Origin of the sequence: Paenibacillus sp. V4I9 (genome assembly GCF_030817295.1) — a bacterium.
Classification (GTDB): Bacteria; Bacillota; Bacilli; order Paenibacillales; family NBRC-103111; genus Paenibacillus_E.
On sequence record NZ_JAUSZE010000001.1, the window covers coordinates 4,162,733 to 4,181,456 of the forward strand.

Annotated in this window: 17 protein-coding genes and 1 pseudogene; 4 read left to right on the forward strand and 14 right to left on the reverse strand. The window is 32.9% G+C overall.

Features of this window, described 5'->3' with window-relative positions; translation table 11 throughout:
• The first annotated feature begins 170 nt into the window (after nucleotides 1-170).
• Nucleotides 171-977, forward strand: a complete 807-nt coding sequence (locus QFZ81_RS19730; protein WP_307604325.1) for a DHHA1 domain-containing protein — start codon at nucleotides 171-173, stop codon at nucleotides 975-977.
• Between the two features lie 50 nt (nucleotides 978-1,027).
• On the opposite strand, the gene QFZ81_RS19735 is transcribed toward QFZ81_RS19730, so the two are convergent.
• Together QFZ81_RS19735 and QFZ81_RS19740 are read right to left on the reverse strand one after the other, a co-directional pair.
• A complete protein-coding gene (locus tag QFZ81_RS19735) occupies nucleotides 1,028-1,570 on the reverse strand; it encodes a hypothetical protein (RefSeq protein WP_307604327.1) in 543 nt (180 codons plus the stop codon).
• A gap of 43 nt (nucleotides 1,571-1,613) precedes the next feature.
• A complete protein-coding gene (locus tag QFZ81_RS19740; RefSeq protein WP_307604329.1) occupies nucleotides 1,614-2,420 on the reverse strand; it encodes a site-2 protease family protein in 807 nt (268 codons plus the stop codon).
• Between the two features lie 391 nt (nucleotides 2,421-2,811).
• On the opposite strand from QFZ81_RS19740, the gene QFZ81_RS19745 reads away from it, so the two are divergent.
• A complete protein-coding gene (locus tag QFZ81_RS19745) occupies nucleotides 2,812-3,138 on the forward strand; it encodes a hypothetical protein (protein WP_307604331.1) in 327 nt (108 codons plus the stop codon).
• Between the two features lie 47 nt (nucleotides 3,139-3,185).
• Here QFZ81_RS19745 and QFZ81_RS19750 read toward each other — a convergent pair whose 3' ends face one another.
• Genes QFZ81_RS19750 through QFZ81_RS19760 form a run of 3 tightly spaced genes read right to left on the reverse strand, consistent with a single transcriptional unit; the run spans nucleotide 3,186 to nucleotide 7,999 of the window.
• The gene (locus QFZ81_RS19750) at nucleotides 3,186-5,840 is read right to left on the reverse strand and encodes an AAA family ATPase (protein ID WP_307604333.1); all 2,655 of its coding nucleotides are present in this window, start codon (nucleotides 5,838-5,840) and stop codon (nucleotides 3,186-3,188) included.
• Between the two features lie 3 nt (nucleotides 5,841-5,843).
• Nucleotides 5,844-6,368 carry an ABC-three component system middle component 1 gene (locus QFZ81_RS19755; RefSeq protein ID WP_307604335.1) on the reverse strand — a complete coding sequence of 175 codons (525 nt, stop codon included), beginning with the start codon at nucleotides 6,366-6,368 and terminating at the stop codon, nucleotides 5,844-5,846.
• A complete protein-coding gene (locus tag QFZ81_RS19760; RefSeq protein ID WP_307604339.1) occupies nucleotides 6,368-7,999 on the reverse strand; it encodes a dsDNA nuclease domain-containing protein in 1,632 nt (543 codons plus the stop codon). Before QFZ81_RS19760 ends, QFZ81_RS19755 begins: the two co-directional genes overlap by 1 nt.
• A gap of 392 nt (nucleotides 8,000-8,391) precedes the next feature.
• Here QFZ81_RS19760 and QFZ81_RS19765 point away from each other — a divergent pair, with 392 nt between their 5' ends.
• Entirely contained in the window at nucleotides 8,392-8,763 is a 372-nt protein-coding gene (locus QFZ81_RS19765) for a nuclear transport factor 2 family protein (RefSeq protein ID WP_307604340.1), read from the forward strand.
• A 175-nt stretch (nucleotides 8,764-8,938) separates the two neighbouring features.
• Here the strand turns inward: QFZ81_RS19765 and QFZ81_RS19770 are convergent, their stop codons facing one another.
• From QFZ81_RS19770 to QFZ81_RS19800, 7 genes are all read right to left on the reverse strand, one after another.
• Nucleotides 8,939-9,850, reverse strand: a complete 912-nt coding sequence (locus tag QFZ81_RS19770) for a hypothetical protein (RefSeq protein WP_307604341.1) — start codon at nucleotides 9,848-9,850, stop codon at nucleotides 8,939-8,941.
• Nucleotides 9,851-10,128: 278 nt separating this feature from the next.
• Complete coding sequence (locus QFZ81_RS19775; RefSeq protein ID WP_307604342.1) at nucleotides 10,129-10,881, reverse strand: hypothetical protein; 753 nt, start codon at nucleotides 10,879-10,881, stop codon at nucleotides 10,129-10,131.
• A gap of 165 nt (nucleotides 10,882-11,046) precedes the next feature.
• Nucleotides 11,047-11,850: a methyltransferase domain-containing protein gene (locus QFZ81_RS19780; protein ID WP_307604343.1), complete on the reverse strand. Its 804-nt coding sequence runs from the start codon at nucleotides 11,848-11,850 to the stop codon at nucleotides 11,047-11,049.
• Nucleotides 11,851-12,011: 161 nt separating this feature from the next.
• Entirely contained in the window at nucleotides 12,012-12,923 is a 912-nt protein-coding gene (locus tag QFZ81_RS19785; RefSeq protein WP_307604344.1) for an aminoglycoside phosphotransferase family protein, read from the reverse strand.
• Between the two features lie 177 nt (nucleotides 12,924-13,100).
• Nucleotides 13,101-14,456, reverse strand: coding sequence for a UDP-N-acetylmuramoyl-tripeptide--D-alanyl-D-alanine ligase (locus QFZ81_RS19790; RefSeq protein WP_307604345.1), 1,356 nt, complete (start codon nucleotides 14,454-14,456; stop codon nucleotides 13,101-13,103).
• A gap of 38 nt (nucleotides 14,457-14,494) precedes the next feature.
• The gene (locus tag QFZ81_RS19795) at nucleotides 14,495-14,725 is read right to left on the reverse strand and encodes a hypothetical protein (protein ID WP_307604346.1); all 231 of its coding nucleotides are present in this window, start codon (nucleotides 14,723-14,725) and stop codon (nucleotides 14,495-14,497) included.
• A 387-nt stretch (nucleotides 14,726-15,112) separates the two neighbouring features.
• Nucleotides 15,113-15,664: a hypothetical protein gene (locus QFZ81_RS19800; protein ID WP_307604347.1), complete on the reverse strand. Its 552-nt coding sequence runs from the start codon at nucleotides 15,662-15,664 to the stop codon at nucleotides 15,113-15,115.
• Between the two features lie 305 nt (nucleotides 15,665-15,969).
• On the opposite strand from QFZ81_RS19800, the gene QFZ81_RS19805 reads away from it, so the two are divergent.
• Nucleotides 15,970-16,854: a DUF4362 domain-containing protein gene (locus tag QFZ81_RS19805; RefSeq protein ID WP_307604348.1), complete on the forward strand. Its 885-nt coding sequence runs from the start codon at nucleotides 15,970-15,972 to the stop codon at nucleotides 16,852-16,854.
• A 481-nt stretch (nucleotides 16,855-17,335) separates the two neighbouring features.
• Here QFZ81_RS19805 and QFZ81_RS19810 read toward each other — a convergent pair whose 3' ends face one another.
• Both QFZ81_RS19810 and QFZ81_RS19815 read right to left on the reverse strand, forming a co-directional pair.
• On the reverse strand, nucleotides 17,336-17,608 hold the full coding sequence (locus QFZ81_RS19810) for a hypothetical protein (protein WP_307607138.1): 273 nt from the start codon (nucleotides 17,606-17,608) through the stop codon (nucleotides 17,336-17,338).
• 401 nt (nucleotides 17,609-18,009) lie between these two features.
• Nucleotides 18,010-18,336 (reverse strand): annotated as a pseudogene (locus tag QFZ81_RS19815) (YnfA family protein).
• Nucleotides 18,337-18,724: the final 388 nt, after the last annotated feature.

Below are 18,724 nucleotides of genomic sequence, written 5' to 3' on the forward strand. Positions count from 1 at the left end.
CCCCCAGTATTAGCATCAATAACAACATGAGAATCTACGTAAACAAAGGCAGTTGAACTTGTTTTATCATCAGTAACAATGGGTTTTGGACCATTCCCCTGAACATGTACACCTTCGAATGTTATTACCCATACAGGATAATCCTTTAATATAATTTTCGAACCTGGAAGTTGGGGTGCTTCCTTGCCAGCGGTCGCGTAGATGATGCAAATGTTGCAGCAAAACTTCTACTCGACGAAAATGTTTCCGACTTAGAGCTTAGATATTTTATCAATAAGAATGAAATGAGAAAAGAAATGACCGCCGCGCAGCTTCAACATGCTGAGGATCGAATACTTTCTGAGGGATTAAACAAGAAAGCCATTTTAGTGGTTTATGGGGATTTTCACGATGGTATTATTGGTATTCTAGCTGCAAAACTCACGGAGAAGTACAAAAAGCCATCAATAGTAATTACAGCCTCGGGTAAGGGATCTGCGCGGAGCGTTCCTAATACCAGTTTTTCAATCGTTGAGGCAATTGAAAAAGCTTCTGGTTATTTAAAATCTTTTGGAGGTCACAGAGCAGCAGCGGGACTTACGGTTGATATGTTCTATCTAGATAAATTTTTAGAAAACGTACAACCTTCTAATGAGCAATCGGCAAATTTCAGTCATGTTTCTAATTATGATTTTGAAATGCCGCTAAACAAGTTTTCTTCACAGTTATTTGATAATTTAAAGTGTATGGAGCCTTTTGGAGAAGGTAATCGCCCACCAATTTTTCGATCGACTGAAAAATTCCAGCATATTATTCCGTTTGGAAATCAAAATCAACATGCGAAATTAGTTCACAAAGAAAAAGAAGCATTACTTTTCGGTAGATGCTCCTTCGTGATTAATTCCATTAAATCGGATTTTGAATACTTATATTCAAGCTCTTCCAAGAACCAATTTATTATACAAGATATAAGAATTAATAATAATGATCGACTTTAGACACCGCCCGCCCGTAAATAGTTAAACCAATTTACTGGTATTGTTAAAAATTATTCTTCATAATTCTCTGTATCTATTTCCACATCAGCATATTTAGTGTCACGCTCTCTTGCAAACTCAGAATTAGCAATTACTTTATTGAGCGCATTAATAAATTTAAGTACAAACGCACTGTGTTTGTTTTTAGTCTCTATTGTTAGTTGCTCATCATTTCTCATTTTCAAAATAACTTTATGAGTAAATTTCCCGTTTTCAAATAATGAATTGTACCAGTGTTCATTTGAAACGCTCTCAATTTCAGATATGTGAAAACGTTGAAAGCTGTTATTAACTACTAATGTATCCTGCATTTTATGCTCTCTATGTGTAATACTGATCAAAATCTTTTCTGTAAAAGCATACATATTTACTGTTAAAGACTCCGACCTGCCGAAATCCCCAGAAATAATATAGTAATTTAAAATGTGATAATTGGAAAAAGTATTTTGCAGGTAATTTGCCAGTTTTAAATCTGTAAAATCCTTAGCAAATTCATCTAGATACGTTTTTGTTTTACCAGCAGCCAACACCATATTTTCAAATTCATTTACCAATAATAGCCCTCCTTAATCCTCCGAGATTTCATTTTCAAATAATTTATAGGTTCTTTTGCATCTTTCTATTTCTAACGAAAATAATTATATTTCCTATTAATGTTATTAATAATAAATTCCAAAGAAGAAATAAAAAAGGACTCATGTGGAAATCTTCTGCTGCACTTAAGAAATTTGGAACATATATCATAGCGGTTATTATCAATCCACCAATAAACAGAATTATCCCATTTATTTTCTCAACTTTTACATTTTCAACTTTTAATTTTACTAACAGTGCTTCTAAGAAAATCAAAATAAATCTTCCACCATCTAAAACAGGAATTGGAATCATATTAAAAATTGCAATTAACAAGCTCAAAATTGCAAAATATTCTAAAGGTGTACTTGAATTAACCATATCATTCATAGCTGTAATTTGGTTCTCAATACTAGCTTGTTTGCTAAATAATTGATCAATTTGGATTGAACTTAATAAATTATAAATAAACATTGGAATAGCCGTTGTTGATCTGTATACACCATAAAAAAAACCATGTTTGCTCAAGAGTCCAGAAGCTATAACGAACGAAAGAAGATTCAAGAAAATTCCCGCTAATATATAAATGCTTTTTTGTAACAGTGAAAAATTCTTATAGTCCTCTTCATTAGCCTTTACAAATCCACCTAATGGGAATAGAAGTCTTAGATTATACTGAGTTTCCTTTATTTTCACCCCCATTATCTTCGGTCCAAACCCGATTGCGAACTCCTCTACTTTTCCGCCAAAAAAACGAAATGCAGCAAAATGACCAAACTCATGAATTCCAATAATAAGCATGAGAATTACTATGCCGATTAAAAACTCCATCCCTTCACAACCTTTTTTCTTTTTATTACAGTGTATTTTGAACCATTTTATTTTAGGACAAACGATTTACGTTTGGAAAATAAAGAAGGAATTATGAATTATACTTATTTGTCTTATGAAAAAATCATTCTCAAGAAACTAAATGATGATGAAAAAGTGCTTTCCTACTTTATTGTTTTTCGCTTCATTCAATCCATTTATATATATATCGCCATTGATTTTTTGCCTTCAGCATATATTTCTAGTGCTGAATGTATAAGTAGAATCAATGATATTATCATATTTTCTCACTTGAAATCATAAAATTAAAAATGAAATATATCTTTTCCTATCTTGGAAAAGATAATCAACATGAGATACAATACCTAAACTTTGGGAGGTTATCTCAATAATGGTTATCTGGAGTTTATTAACGGAGAGTGAACGAAATGAACTTATTGCTGAAAAAATATTTAAATGGGTAAAAAAAGGGAGTCTCTGGTATGAAGACAGTAATATCCTTGGTTCTGCTACTGAAAATCTTCCAAATTATTTAAATGATGATAAAGCGGCACTAGAAAAATTAAAAAAATATAATAGTTATCAACTAACTAAGATGTTTCCATTAAAGTATCGAACCATTATAGAATCTAATGAAAATCGCGCTTATTCAGACAACATGAATGAATCAATATATAAAGCTATTCTAGTAGTTTCGGGTATAATTAAAGCCGAATAATACACCAAATAGGAGTGCAATTTGCGCACTCCTTTTACTTTTCCAATCTAAAAAACAATGTTTTTTACTCTTCCTTCCTTAAGATGAGGGCTTTGAAGTTGAAAAACCTGGATTTTTTCTTTTTGATATTCATTTTTTTTGACAAATAACTTTAAAAAATCTAAATCATGCGTTGAAAATATTAGTTGTTTTTCAAGAGAGCCCAACACATCACAAATTGAGAATTTATTAATGTCATCCATATTCTGAATTGGGTCATCTATTGCAACAAATTTGAGCTTACTTAAACCTTGAGAATCATTTGTTGCTAAAAAAACGGAAATAGCTAGAATGTTTAATTGAGCTGAGCTTAATGTATGTCTGGCGTTTGAGAGATAAGTCTCGTCCTTTCCTTGAACTGGGTATAGTATCCGAAGTTCACCATTATCTACTTCAAATTGTAGCGAATCATTTGTAGGTAAAGGATTTAAAAACCTATAATATTTTTGAATAGAAGATGATGGTGTATTTAAGAAATTCTCAGCATTACCACCTAAAGCCGAATTCATCTGCTCTAAAAATGAATTAATTGAACTGAAAACAGAATTACCATTATTTAAGTCCCTTTGAATATCATCAATAGATTTATCATATTCGGTTAATTCTTTTTTGATTTTATTATTTAATTCCATATTCGATTTTACTTCACTTAGATTAGAAACCATAGATAGTTTCTCTTCAATAAATAATAATTTATTTTCAGTATCAAGTATTACTTTTTGAACCTCCAATGAACGTAACTCTATTGGGATGTTATTTATTTTAGTGTTATTTAAGAACATATTATAAGTATCATTTTTTTGATGTCTTGTTTTAGTAAGTCTTTCTATGTAAGAATTAATTCGTTTTGCTGCCTTATCTAAGTTTAATATTCTTTTTCTAGAATTACTTAATAATTCGGTTGTGAACTTTTTCAAACCAATTTGATCTAATAATGATGTTAATTCCTTCTTTTCAGAACTCAACGAAAATAATATATTTACACTTTTCTCTATCTTTTCGATATCAATTGAAATGATTTTCTTTTTATTTATCAATTCTTCTTTCTCATATGAAGCGAATAATGTTTTATCAAACAAATCGTTCTCTTCGATGCTTTTTAGTTGCTGCTTTGCAGCCTGATTCTTTAAATTAAGTCCTTCTTTTTCCACATTTAATGTTTTTAGGCTCTGCGAATTGATTTCAAATTTCTTATTTATAAATTTTTCTTTATTCAGTAACTTATTTGTTCGATTGGTTAGATAAATTAATTCATTTTGATATTGCTTTAACGTAACTTCGATTTTTCTTTCAAGATTATTTTCGTGTGTAGCAGAACAAACAGGACAAACTCCATTAACATCATTTTTTTTTATATAGTCATAAATATTAGTTACATTTTCATTTAATTTAGAGAGCTTCCCTTGGTTTGTTATGTTAAGCAATTCATTAACATTCGCTTTTAATTTTTCAAGCCTTATTCTTCTTTTAGATAACAATAATTCTTTATTGAATAATTCATCACGTTTCTTTATAAAATCGATACTAACTTGATTATTATTGATGTATGAATCTTTATATAAAATTGCAAATTCCAATTTCGATTCTCTGGTCCTTTTTGAAATTAAATCAGTTTGTATTTCTTCTATACTAATATCATTCATTAGTCCTATAGTTTTTATTTGTTCGGATTTCTCAGCTATACTTTTGTTTAATTTTTCTGTTATTGAATAGGTTGTAGCCACTTCCGTAAGATTAGATTTTAATTTTAGCACTCTGTTATTGAGGGTGCTTAGATCATTGATTTTTTGTTGCAGAACTTGATTTTCTACATCAATGTCCTTAATATGTTTAAACCCTTCATTAACGAATTTATAACCAAGCTCTTTGAGATTTAAAAAAATGTTCAGAATATTATTTTGGACATTTTGTTCATTTATTGTACTTCTTTGAAGTTCCTGTATTGAATTAATTGCATCCATAAAGTTAATTGTAAATCCAAATTTTTTCAAATTGCTTTCAATATCTAAAATATTTATATTTATTTGATCATTTTTACGAACTTCTTTTAATTCTTTTATTTTTTCAATTTTCTCAAATAAATTCTGATTATGGCTTTTCACTTTTGATAAAACTTCTTTTGCATTAAAATATACTAATAAATAATTCTTCAATCCCATAATATCAGCTAACGCAAAGAATCTATCCTTTGGATTATCTTTAGAAATAAAATCATTCACCTGATCCTGTGATAAAATAAATGATTGTTTGAATAATGGATTAAAAATATCACCTGATGGTTCCTCGTTAAGGAATGCATTCACATTTTTAACTCCACGGATAATACTACCGCCATTTGGAGTTAATTCAATTTTATTATTACTTACTTTACCAGACTTAATGCTAAAGCTTCTTCTCAGAATGTTTCCAGCAAATTCAATTTCAACTGAACATTCATTACTATTATCTAATACTTTATGATTTATTATATCTCTATCATCTAATGACTCGTGATTATCATATCGACCAATGTTTCCATATATACACCATTCAAGGGCATCAAAAAAAGAACTCTTTCCATAGCCATTAGGTGCATATAGGATTGTTATTTGTTTTCTCAAATTAAACTCGTGTATTCCTTCATAATTTCTAAAATTCTTAATTTTTATTCGATCAATATTCATATATTATCCTCGTTCCGTTAATACAAGTTTTAACGCTTCGTCAATCGCTTCTTTTTTCAATTTTTGATTCTCCCCATTATTTCTTAAGATAAATGAGTACAAATCCAAAACAAGTTTATCACTAAGATCCAGTGGATCTGGCAGCAATGGATTTTGAGGATTAGAAATAATAGTGTCATCGAGGAAAGGTATACGTTTCAAATCAATTTCTCCACGAATTACATATTTCCGAAATGATGAAGTTTCCCGCTCCATAGCATAAACTGTTTCAATTGTTTTCTCTTCATCAGTACACAGGATATAATAACAGTTCCAAATATTAAAACTGGATTCCAGTAGTGTCTCCCTTATTTGAACGCATTCGTTTATTAGCTCTTCCACACTTAAAATATAATCCCAATATTGTAGAATGACCCCGATCGATCCGTTGTAAAAAAAAGTAACACCAAAATTTTTTAATACTTCCAATTCCTTTTTTTGAAATTTTTTACTTATTAGCCGTTCATATGTGCTAGTGTATGATAGCATTATTGACTCCCTAATTTTGCAATAAATTTTTCAGTTAATTTTTCACGTAACTCTTTTAAATCATTATATCCAAATAAATTACGATATAATTTCATTACTGGTTCTCCAGGAATCACATCAATTGCTACTACAACTTCATCTAATCGTGCAGTCTCGTCCAATTCACCAATATAGGGTTTTATATCTTTAATAAATAATTTACGTAAGGGTTCATCATTATCTAAAAAGTCTCCAAGTAGGATAGTTTTAGGAGTATGTATCAAGAATTCAAGTGATGCCCCATCTCGATATTTTCTTGCCAAAATCTTTTTTAATTTTTCTAAAGCTTGATCTAACGTTGCAGGCATAGAAAGGCTTAAAAACGAGAAAAAAACTTCATTATTTATTTCTTTTACAAGTAGTTTAGAATAATTGCTAGAAAAGTTTGTAGTAGCATCATATATTATCATTAGAATCAAATTAATTTTAATCAAATTAGTTAGTTTAGTAACAATATCACTTTGGGATAAGGAATATATCGCATCAGAATCTTTCCATCCATCAACAAGTCTATTCACAAGTTCTCTTACTGTACTTGTTCCATCAGTCCATTCTAATAAATATACTTTATAGTTCTCTAGAAAGTGCTCTATTTCCAAGTAAATTTGGTTTAATGAAATTTCATTTCTTATTTTCCCGAAAATTTCATCAAAAATTGATTCCGCATTATATTTAGCCGTATACCTTAATGTTTCAGGAACGACCCGATCTTCAATTTTCCCGAGTAAGTCTTTAGCTTCATCCTTCGTAATAAATAACACAGTGTTATCTCCCTTTTTCGCACACCTTTGCATCAATTCACCGATTAACATATAAAAATCATCTTCATTAACTCTCGCTCTACGATGAATTTTATCACCCAAGCTTTGCATTAACGCTAATTCATATTTACGAAAATTTAGTAAGTCAATTTCTTTGCGGATAAGAAATCTTGACAACAATTCTTTAAGATTTTCTCCACACTCTTCCTCATAAAAAAAAGGGACTTTTTCTTTTTTTAAATAGACATCTTTTGAAAGATAAACTAAAAGCGAATCATCATCCTTAATAATTTCACTTTTTTTTATGAATCGATCATAATTGCTTACGTCTATTTCGTTAGTTTTTGTTAGCACAAAAGTTGTAACTAACTCAAATTCTGTCAAGTAACCATCCTTACTTTTAAAATGTTTTGAATTAACTAATAATTTATCAATCCAAGAATCACTTACCAGTCGTTTTACTCCTTCTATTTCCTTTTTTGTCCTTGTAATAGTACCAGAAACAGAAAGCTCAGTTTTCTCGCTTGTTTTAACTTGAATAAATTTAATATGTTTTTCTTTTCCCACAATAATATCTTCATGAAGTTCACATGCTACATAATCCCATTTCCCATCCAACATCTCTAGTATATATTCAATAGTCACTAAAAATTGAAAATAGAAGCCTGCTAAAGCCGTTCTACCTCCTACATCCTTAGGATCGATCGTATATAATTTTTCAATTGCTTCAACTTTATTAGCATTTAAAAATGTTTTTAGCAATTCTTGTTCTTCTGGCAAAGTTTCATGTTCTTTATTAAGTAATATTTCCTCTATCTTATGTTTTTCCATTTACTACTCCCTTTTTATTAACCTAACGAATTGGGCTATTATGGAATTAATTATAAATCTTATTAGTCATATTATCTATATTTTCTCGACTATCTTGACGAAAAATCATAATATATGACTAGATATGTCTTTTTTTTCCGATGATCCCCCCTTTTCAAGAATAACCACCATTTTCCACATGCAGTTGCATCTAGCTTGTTTCTTCCATTATATAGATAGCAAGGAATATGAGAATACCGTATCGAAAAAGAAAAATATGTTAGTCATCTCTTGCTTGTTTATGTAAAGGAGACGAACAGCAACTTTCGAAGAAAAGCTTTTTCTTGTTGATTAAGGGGGATCGTGAAGTATGTCAGAGGACATCTTTCGATATAATCAAGTGAAGATTATTTGTGCAGAAGATTGTGGAAACGCACCAAAAAGAACTACTTAGAGCATTCAACGTTGCCTTTGCTTGCAAAAATGTCGGCTTTATCATGGAGACCATCTCGGAAGATATCCGCTGGTATTTTATCGGTGACACTGTATTACTAGGTAAGGCTGAAGTTTTCAGAATGCTTGAACAACTGATTGACAAAAAAGCAACTGAAATGGTTATCAGCAACATAATAACACACGGAAATTCTGGCTCCGTAAATGGTGTCCTAAACCTCGAAAGCAAGATAAGCTACGCTTTCTGTAATGTAGATCGATGCTTGGGCAAAAATGCAAAAATTAAAAAAATAAGTTCGTTTATAATTAACGTTTCAGAAAATGAGAAGTGATAGCTAAATTAGCCGCCTTTCCGTTAGGCGGTTTTCTGATTATTAAAAATCAATATTTTCTTTAAAATAGCCTAATAATTAAAAAAACAATTTTGTTTAAGGCTTTTCAAATAAAAAAAGGAGGCAATTTCCCCCTTCCTTAACAAAAACTGCCCTCTTTAAGAAGGCGATCCGCTCACATGATCTTATTCTCTTTAAAATACTTTTCAAAAAAATCAAAGACCATTTGTTCTGCTGACGTTTGGTTAATAAATTCCTGTCCTCCGAAGCGAAAAACTTCATATCCAGCCAATCGATACATTCGATCTTCAGTAACCATTTGAGCATAAAGCCTGCTATTTGCAATATTGCGATTTGTTGCAGGATCTGAAACCGAATAGTGCTGGATTCCATCAATTTCAAAAATCGAACGCTTACGCGGCAGGAACATGAGAAAATCCATTCGTTGGGTAATTCGTCTTTGCATGCTGAGCTGCTGTATAGTTTTCGGGTCATAGTTGAAGTGTACTTGCGGGATGAGTGCTGGTAATTTCCCTCCAAGTAGTGGCTGAAATTTCTTGTAATATGTAAAGTAAAACAGACGCTCGGGATCGCTTTGCAAGGACTGATACATTTGATTTAGAAGTTTGATCTGATTTCTGTTTTTATGCTGCCACCAATCCTCCAAATCTTCTAAATAAACCCCCTTATTGCGGATAATTCTCCGATCATAAACAAGGTTGCCTTTGGGATCAACAATATGAAGTTGATTATTGACCAAATCAAAGTAAACATCTGGCTTTTGATTGCCACCAAAAATAAGCTGTTCAACAGGTCCATATCCGCCGAGATGGGCTTCAACTTCTAGCTCTAACACCGCCTCATCTGTATCCCCGTAATCCACTAAAACCTTATCAGCGATATCCAGGAGTTCGTCTGCGGTTTTACCATAGAGCCGATTTCTCGAATAGACCCTTTTGCTCTGGGAAGGGTTAACATCCGTCGGGTTTAACCCTAAATCATTACACGCTTGCTCTATCCTATAATCTTTTAATTTAACCGCCAGCACCTCTGCTATGGCGTTGATAAGATCTTCTTTGGTTGGCATTTGTGTAATTTCCCCCTATAAAGCTTTTCCACCATTATATTCCAACGGTTGGGTGATATACAGAAAATAAAGAGCTATGAGATCCGCTCTTTATTCATTAAGGTGCTGGTGGAGTGATGCCACCATAGGAACTCCAGTTAAAAGAGGATACAAATGGAAGAAGAAAACACTCCCGATTCGAACTATTGAGATCCATTAGCTGGAATCATTGTATCCCTTTTAGTTCTTAAATTACATCTTAACATTCAATTAACGTTTGCCGTTAGCTCAATAGATTGTTAAATCTTCCTCCAGAAGTGTTTGATTAAATCCTGATATCCTGCCTCAATCATTATTGAGTTAATTACTTCTCTTAATGCTTCATAAACTTGTTTTCCTGCTAACCATTGCTCACAGAGAGACACGATAGTCGCCCCTTGTTTGTGACTCTTTATCAACCAAATACTTTTCCACTTCGGATAAGGGTATGGCTCTCCCCGTGAGAGAAAAGGTAAAGCCAACGCCGCTTCGATTGTTCTGGTCATCATAATTGTTTTTCCCAATGTTTCTCGCGATGCAGAAATTGTTACTCCTGTGCGAATATCTTTGTAACATTGCATGATAAGACCCAAAGTTATTGACCGAAATCGCCTGGTCGCATCAGTGAGAAGTTGCGAAAGGATTTGTTCACTATCCTGAATAGAAATAGCATGTTGGTATATCCAAAGAACTTCAGGATCACTTCCATTCAATCGGTTTTGGAGCCAAATCAAAGGTCGGATCTTAATATCTACTAAGGGGTGATAATTCTCATCGTGAACCCATAAATGTTGGACCCCACCCGCCATTTCGACTAATGCAGTGTGCAATACATCGGGAATTATAAATTCAATATCGAGGTCCGATGATTCGTTAGACATTCCAAACGAGTAACTGCCAGTTACTATTATTAAAGCTCTGTCTAAAGCTTCTGAAAGAAAGGGGTAAATGCTATGTTGTTTTAACGGACCATTAAAATAATCAGACACCAGTTTTTGGACGTTCGAATTCATATTTGTACTCCCCTCCTTAATTGGAACCCATAAGGTAATATTTTCAACATATCATAATTTTTTTCCTTTTTAAGGATAATTCATCATGTTATTCTGCCCGTTAATTGGGCGAAAGAAAAGCGGATGCTTAAGCACCCGCTGTCTTTTTCCTTTAATTTTAATAGATTACGAAGCTTTTGCAGATAACAAGTGATAATAATTAATGATTTTCAGTCCTTTTGAAGTTGCATGTTTATTAAAAATTCCCTCTACATCCTGTAAACATTCTTTCCAAACAATTTCTCTTAGTTTTTTATTCTGCCCAAAGCACTTTTTTAAAAGAACATCTTCTGGTGTTGAAAGATATTCAATTTCTTCTAGCAGTTCTACTTTAATATCATTTAATCCACTATCATCAAGTTTGAGTTCACGTAATAAATCATTTGGTTCTGGTTTCGGTCTTGGGGAATATAAACCAGGAAAAAGTTCCCTTAATGCACCGTAACTACCTGCATGGTAAAACCCTAAGATAAGCCCACCAGGTTTAACAATTCGATTTCCTTCATGGTACCAATCTCTTGGTCCCTTTTTTGTATATGCTACATCGAAATAATTATCTAAAAAAGGCAAATTACCATTTCCATCAATAACAAAAAAATAGGTGTTTTCTTTCAATTTGTTTTTATTCCCCGTTTTAATAAAACCCTCTACCGTATCAATCCCAACAACTTCTCTTGCATTTATTGAAAATTGTAACGCAAATTCACCATGACCACATCCGACATCCAATAACCGTCCATTACCTAAGTACGTAGTTATCTTGTCTACGAATATCTTTTCCGCTCTCTCTTCATCAAACTGAGACTTCCAAGGATATTTATATTCTCCAACTTCCTGAAATAATTGCTCATACCATTCTAGACTATGTGGTTCTACCCACTCAGGATGATTCATAGGGTCAAAAAGTATTTTTTCCATACCGTCGGACATTTCTTAATTCCCCCTTTTAGGTTGTATGTTAATTAATTTATTAATTTCAACCACGTATATGAAAAATGCTTCCATGATGATTCAATTTAATTTCACTGCGCGTTCAATTCAGGCTGCCGCAGCACCTATTCTTGTTTGCTTGTTAATTGTTGCCTGTTACCTTACGTGTTAAACCAGACGGGAATAATTTTCTCAAAGTTTTGATGATCTTTCAACACAACATTTATTCTAGCTAACATTGATTCGAGTTGCTCTGGCACAACCTTAAGAGTCCAAGTAATTGTTGGGAAGATAATCATGGCTGTATATAAAGCGTACAATTTCCAAAATTCTAGAGGAACAATTCCATTAAAGTAACCATGTATTTGCCCAATGCAAAACGGAATACTAACTTCTCGGCTAAAGTATGCGATTTTCAAAAAATCATGATAAGGGTCTCCCCAATCGCATCGGTTAAAATCGATTACCCCCACATAACTGCGATCATGAATAATAAGGTTGCTCGGATGGAAATCATCATGTTGGAATCGATTTGGACGATTGTTAATGTAAATTAAATTTTGATTAATAAAAGATATTATTATATCCTCCTCAGGAAGCTTAACTCCGCAATTTCTGTAACTTTCATATTGATGATTATGTTTTAATAATCTTCGTTCATACCAACTTTCCGAGCTAGGTTTTGTTAATTCATGCATTTTTCTTAGTTCTTGTCCAGCCTCAATTCCGATCTGGTATTGTTCGTCATATGATAAGGAAGGTAATATCTCAGATGCATCATCTCCTTCAACAAAACTCAGTATCATATAACAGATGTCTAATGATTCAATCGAACCGAATTCAATCGGTTTTGAAGTTCTGACCCCCATTTCATAAATGTTAGTAACAACTTCAAACTCTTGTCTTTTATGCTGAATCTGTTGCCTAGGTGAAGTTCGTAATACATATTTGGGTAAATCACTTTCCTCGTATAAGAAATACTTACCATCGTAAGAGAATCCCTTTGAGACCAAAGAAATTTCGGATATATTTGTCATGGATGGTATATGTTTTTTAATGTCAGATAAGTTCATAGTAGTGCCCGCCTTTGAGATAACGATGTAATAATCGGAAACTATTTCCAGTTAATTATATCATAAAAAATCAGCTAATATTTCAACTATTCTACCTGTTAGCTTAGCAAAGGGCTACCTCGCGGCAGCCCTTGACTTCAAACAACTCAATGATAAGGTTCTAAGTCTATAATTGTTTTAAGATAATTCTAAGACGATTTCTTCTAATTTCATACCCCTAGAACCCTTTACCAAAATAACATCCTGTGGGCTAGCAAGTGAGCGTATTTCTTGAGTAACAGCGTTTTTATCCTGAAATGCTTTAACACGACTATCATCTTTAAATTTCTTTTTGGCTTCAACAGCTATTTCCTTTCCCAGATCACCAATGGTAAAGACGTAATCGATTTTACTTGGGTCGATCATTTGTCCAATTTCCTTATGAAAATCCTTTTCGCGATCTCCAAGTTCAAGCATATCACCTAATATTAAAAATTTTCGAGAATATCCTACTAATGCTTCAAAAGTCTCAATAGCAGCAATCATCGAAACAGGACTTGCGTTCCATGCATCGTTGATCAATGTGAATCCGTCCTTAGACTTCACTTGCTCCATTCTCATTCCAGTCATTTTCAATTCTTCTAATCCTCTTTTTATTAACTCTTCTGATACCAACAGCTGCTCCGAGACGACAATAGAAGCAAGTGCATTTAAAACGTTATGTTTTCCGATCATCGGAATACAATACTGCTTTGTAGATTGATTTGTAAGAAATAAAGTTTTTTCTGGTTCTTGTTTGATTGAATTAACGAAGTAATCGTTCGAATCATTTGCACCGAAATGAATGATCCGATTGAAGTCGACTTTTAATAATGGCTCATCGCCGTTAAGTATAAGTACGCCGTTACTTTTTAAACCTTTTGAAATCTCCAACTTTGCCGCCGCAATTTCTTCTCTAGACCCTAGTGACCCTAAATGTGAGAGACCTATCATTGTTATTACAGCTATATCAGGCTCAGCTATTTGTGAAAGTCGTTCTATTTGCCCTCGCTCGCTCATTCCCATCTCAAGAACAGCCACTTCCGTATGCTCTTGTATTTCAAGGAGAGTCAAAGGTAATCCGATCTGACTATTTAAATTTCCCTTTGTTTTATGGACTCTATACGTAGTTTCCAAAATTGAGGTGACCATGTCTTTTGTTGTAGTCTTCCCATTACTACCAGTTATCGCCACAACCTTGATAGAAAGTTGGTTACGATAAGATTTCGCTAACAGTTGTAAAGCGATTAAGCAATCATCAAAAAATATTAATGGGATATCGCATGGTGGATACGGATGATCATTTTGCCAAAAGGCTGCGATGGCTCCATTTTGTATTGCTTCTTTAATATAATCGTGCCCGTCCTTATCTCTGACGATGGGCACAAACATATTGCCAGGAGCAATAGTTCTAGAATCAATCGATATCCCTTGAACGTCGATATCGTAAAACTTAATGTCTAAACCGTTTCCTAAAGCCATTTGCTCAATTTCCTTAAGAGTTCGCCTAATCACAAGTTTCCCCCCCCAAATTGATATGCGCATATTATTGATCACTGACTACATGCAGCATGAATGTCATTCGCTATTGCTGTTTCATCATAAACAGTTGGCATATGATTTGGGCGAGATGACGAATTATACATTCTTCCAATCGCTAGCGCTTGTTGACGTAAAAGAGTATCTTTTGGGTTTTGCGATAATTTAAGAAGGGCTTGTTGGTATTTTTCATACATATCTGCTTCTACTTCTTCATTAAGATTTTTAAAATAAATGTTTTTCAACACGAAAACGCAAATGAGTAGAAAAATAAGCATACCAGCTATAGTGCCTGGGTCTGTTTTTTTGATAAAAATATATGATAATACAGCTAAAGTTACAGCAATGCCTAAAATAATTCCGATAGATCGTTTTTTTACTTATTTTTATAAAGCTTTTTATAATAGTCTTTTTTACCCCTTGCTATTTTCTCTTCGTGTAAGATCTTTTTAATTTCTTCATTTTTTTCATTCATCGGATGAGCCCTCCTTTGTTAATTTTCTATTTTATCCCCAGTGATGTTATGTAATATTAGAAAATCACTTTTAAGCCCTCATTAGCGAAGAGAAGGGCTGCCACGAGGCAGTCCTTGGGTATCTATCGTATCCCTTCATACAACAGCCTCTTTACATTTACTTGCTGTCTAATCTCAAAAAAAGGTAAATCGTTGGGAACTTGGCATTAGCATAAAGCACATATCTTTTAAGGCTCATTTTTTGTTTTAATGATTTAAATATATTGGTGTTCTCAAATATATATTCAATCGTCGATGCTTCGTCTTTTTGGTAGTTAGTGTGGGGATATGCAATATAATCAGCTGGTTTTAAATCTAATTGTTTCTTTAGCTCTTCTTTCTGAGGCGTAGTTAAAAAGATGGACCTATATATCTTCATATCGCCGTTATAGTTAAAGAATTCTTTAATGGACGCAGCCTTATCATCTACCATTTGTTCGAGTTTAACTACGTCACGTAGAAAAGCATCAGCCAAATTTATGTGCCTGTTAAATTTTTCTTTCTGTATACGAAGTATGATTTCTTTTTGACTTTCTTCTTGTCTAAGTTGTTCCCGATGTACTTCGAACCTTTTTTGCGACTCTCTTTGTTGGCGTTTTGCTTTATTTTTAGAATCCACGTATTTTGAAATTTCATTTCCAAGGAATCTATTGAACATGTATTTCCACATTTTACCATTCCCCATCTGCACTATATGGTTAATTTTACCACAAATAAGACTGGATTGTATTAAAGTTTAACTGACTCTTTTCCACATTTCTGTCCGTTGCTGCTCTTTAGTGAAAGTAGAGTGTAGCTTGGGTAGTCCAGTGTGTTCGTTGATGTAAATGATTCTTTCAGTGCCATGAAAGGATAACCAAGAGTGAAGGTTTCCATGCCTTCATTCTTTTTTATTTTAGGTATAATGTCATTGTACATGGAACAAAATGTATATCCGACTCGTCAATAATGTATAAGATTATAGGAGGTTTTAAAATGCTCAAAAAGTTAATGTTATTTGCCTGTGTAATGAGCCTTATGTCAGGCTGTCAAAATATAAAAGCTATCGACCAACCTAAAGGTTCAGAAATTAAAAACAATGCTGACGTTGTTGATATCCACGGAAGTGTTACTAACCTCTACAAAATGGATGACTTTGTAAAAATGGTGAAAAACAAAGAAAACACTTCTATTCGTCTCTCTCATTATACGATCGAAGGTGACCCTATTTATCACAATATCAAGTACCAGGATGGAAAATTCGAGCTTCAATATGATACTACGCAAGATAAATTTGGGGCAGGCAAAGTTACAACATACTCCTGTGAAAACTTTGACAAAACAGAAACGAATACAGAAATGAAATATACCTTAAACGGTTGTTCTGGCGAAGCGAAAAGTATCGATGTTTTATACCTTTCATATGACGTATCGAAACAAGATTTGTTCCAATTTCAACTTAAATATGGTGATAATCAAGCAAATGAGATTAATACGATTGATATGAAATTGGTGAAAGACCTAAAAAATGGTCAAATGCTAGGTGTTAGTGATTTTCAGCTAAATAATGAAGAACGACAAAAAATATATAAAAAAATGGTGCTATCCAATTTTTTGGGTGAAAAGAAATTTGTAAAATGTACTGAAAAGCCAGAATTCTATTTAAAAGTTAAAATCAATGGAGCGGTTCGTGAATATAACTGGTCAAGTTGCGCAAATAATGAGGACAATAATATAATGACTGATTTGGCTAAAACAATTATTGAAATTGTCAATACGAATCAATTTTATGGTACGTCAAATACGAAAATAATGACTAAAGAACATGCATTGGAATTGGGAAAAAAGTTAGATCTAAATAGTGCTGATAAAGCCACATGAAGTGCAAAGTTATTTGAAATCAAAGAATATGAAATCAACAATCAAAAGGAACAACATACCGTTTGGGTGGTTGAAGCGGTGTATCCATTAGGAAATAAAATGGTTGTTGATTTTGACGCTTATTCGGGAGAACAAGTTGTATTAGGAGAAATGGAGGCTATAAACTAGATAATCAGTTAATCGAATTCAAAATTAAATCACTTTTAAAAGATTAAGTATATTTCACTTTTCAAAACCAAAAAACCCATGAACTGCTTTTGCAGGACATGGGTTTTTTGAAAACCATTACAAGTGCCCCTTCATAGAATACAAAGTCTAAGTTTATATGGAGGGAAGAGATTATGTGGATATTCCAATAACAGGTTTTATCATGCATTCCAATGACGAGGACTCAAATCACAGCCATAAGTTATTTATTACTACGTGGAATGGTCATCCAGTTCATGCTCATCCCTTTTCGGGATTACATCTTTTGATTTCATTATTGATTTTTTTTAAACGAATTTATAGTGTTAAACAATTTTGCGCTTTCTTCTTCAAACGGGTCTCGAACCAAAGGATAATCGAGGAAGTGTAAGGAATCATCGTCATCATTAATTTTATTTACAGCTCTTGCAGCTTCTTTAAGATTACAATAAAAATTCTTCATTGCGATTGGCTTTTCAAGAAACCGAATAAAATCTTCTACCGAAGGATAGTCCTCACTCCAATCAATCGATGAAGCTGAGGATTTAGCAAAAAGCATTCGTCCCAAAGTAAATGTGAAACCTCCTCAACGTGAGGCATTAGAAATATTGTTCAATAAATAAATATATAAAAGGGGCTTTCCAATGGGAAAGCCCCTTTTATATATAAACTAAAAATAATAAAAAATGTTTATATTCCAATGTCCAAATTCAGCAGATTTTATTCTACAATTTTGTATCGATTTCTCCTAACTTGCTCAAACTACCTTTGAAGTTATTGCTCAGAAAGGGGGATTTAACATGATCAAAATAAAATATCGATCATTTGAAATAACAATGGAAGTGACCTTCGCTCCAATATTTCTAATTTCGTTACTCTTTAATTAATAGTAACCGTTTAGGAACCTTGAAAAAGGCTCCTAACTTAAGAAGATAAAAATAAATATAATTATAACTTCAAAGTGATAATTTAATTTCCAGGTCCCCATAACATAACTGAAACACCAACTACACAAATACAAGCCCCTATCCAATCATATGTATCATGCGTTTTCTTATCAACAAACCAACCCCAAAATACAGCTAACACAATAAATACACCCCCGTATGCGGCATACACACGACCAAACGACGGAAAAGTTTGAAGCGTGGGTAAGATACCATATAAAACTAAGATGATACCTCCTACAATCCCGTACCATATTGGTTTGGATTCCCGTAATCAAAGCCAAACCAGATAGCCTCCACCTATTTCAGCCAATCCAGCAAGAATAAATAATGTAATTGCTCTAGTCATATTAAAATCCACTCCCCCTTTTTTAGCAACAAGTACCGTCTAATTTTACTTTAACAATTACACTTCAATCCATTATCCAAGATCTGAAGCATGGCATCGATTTGCAATTTTTTCTTTACTAATTCAGCTGTTTTCTTCTTTCGTTTATACTTAACAGGAAATGACCAAGTCAGAGTTTAATACAGCACGAATTTAATATTGCGTAAAAAAATGCCCTGTTTCAATTTAATGAATCAGGGCATTTACATATATAGAAATCTTTAAACAAACAATGCAACGCAAGAAGAGCGCTTCGCCTCAGAAAACATTAAGACCATCACTAAAACCTCAATTCCTTGACTTTTAAACCAAGAAAACATTCGCTTTTTTCATGGCGATCCATAATAAA

Coding starts and splice junctions, on each gene's coding strand:
- QFZ81_RS19800 (WP_307604347.1), bottom strand. CDS start 15,664: ATGTGGAAATACATGTTCAATAGATTCCTTGGAAATGAAATTTCAAAA.
- QFZ81_RS19755 (WP_307604335.1), bottom strand. CDS start 6,368: ATGCTATCATACACTAGCACATATGAACGGCTAATAAGTAAAAAATTT.
- QFZ81_RS19770 (WP_307604341.1), bottom strand. CDS start 9,850: ATGCCAACCAAAGAAGATCTTATCAACGCCATAGCAGAGGTGCTGGCG.
- QFZ81_RS19775 (WP_307604342.1), bottom strand. CDS start 10,881: ATGAATTCGAACGTCCAAAAACTGGTGTCTGATTATTTTAATGGTCCG.
- QFZ81_RS19780 (WP_307604343.1), bottom strand. CDS start 11,850: ATGTCCGACGGTATGGAAAAAATACTTTTTGACCCTATGAATCATCCT.
- QFZ81_RS19750 (WP_307604333.1), bottom strand. CDS start 5,840: ATGAATATTGATCGAATAAAAATTAAGAATTTTAGAAATTATGAAGGA.
- QFZ81_RS19745 (WP_307604331.1), top strand. CDS start 2,812: ATGGTTATCTGGAGTTTATTAACGGAGAGTGAACGAAATGAACTTATT.
- QFZ81_RS19785 (WP_307604344.1), bottom strand. CDS start 12,923: ATGAACTTATCTGACATTAAAAAACATATACCATCCATGACAAATATA.
- QFZ81_RS19805 (WP_307604348.1), top strand. CDS start 15,970: ATGCTCAAAAAGTTAATGTTATTTGCCTGTGTAATGAGCCTTATGTCA.
- QFZ81_RS19760 (WP_307604339.1), bottom strand. CDS start 7,999: ATGGAAAAACATAAGATAGAGGAAATATTACTTAATAAAGAACATGAA.
- QFZ81_RS19740 (WP_307604329.1), bottom strand. CDS start 2,420: ATGGAGTTTTTAATCGGCATAGTAATTCTCATGCTTATTATTGGAATT.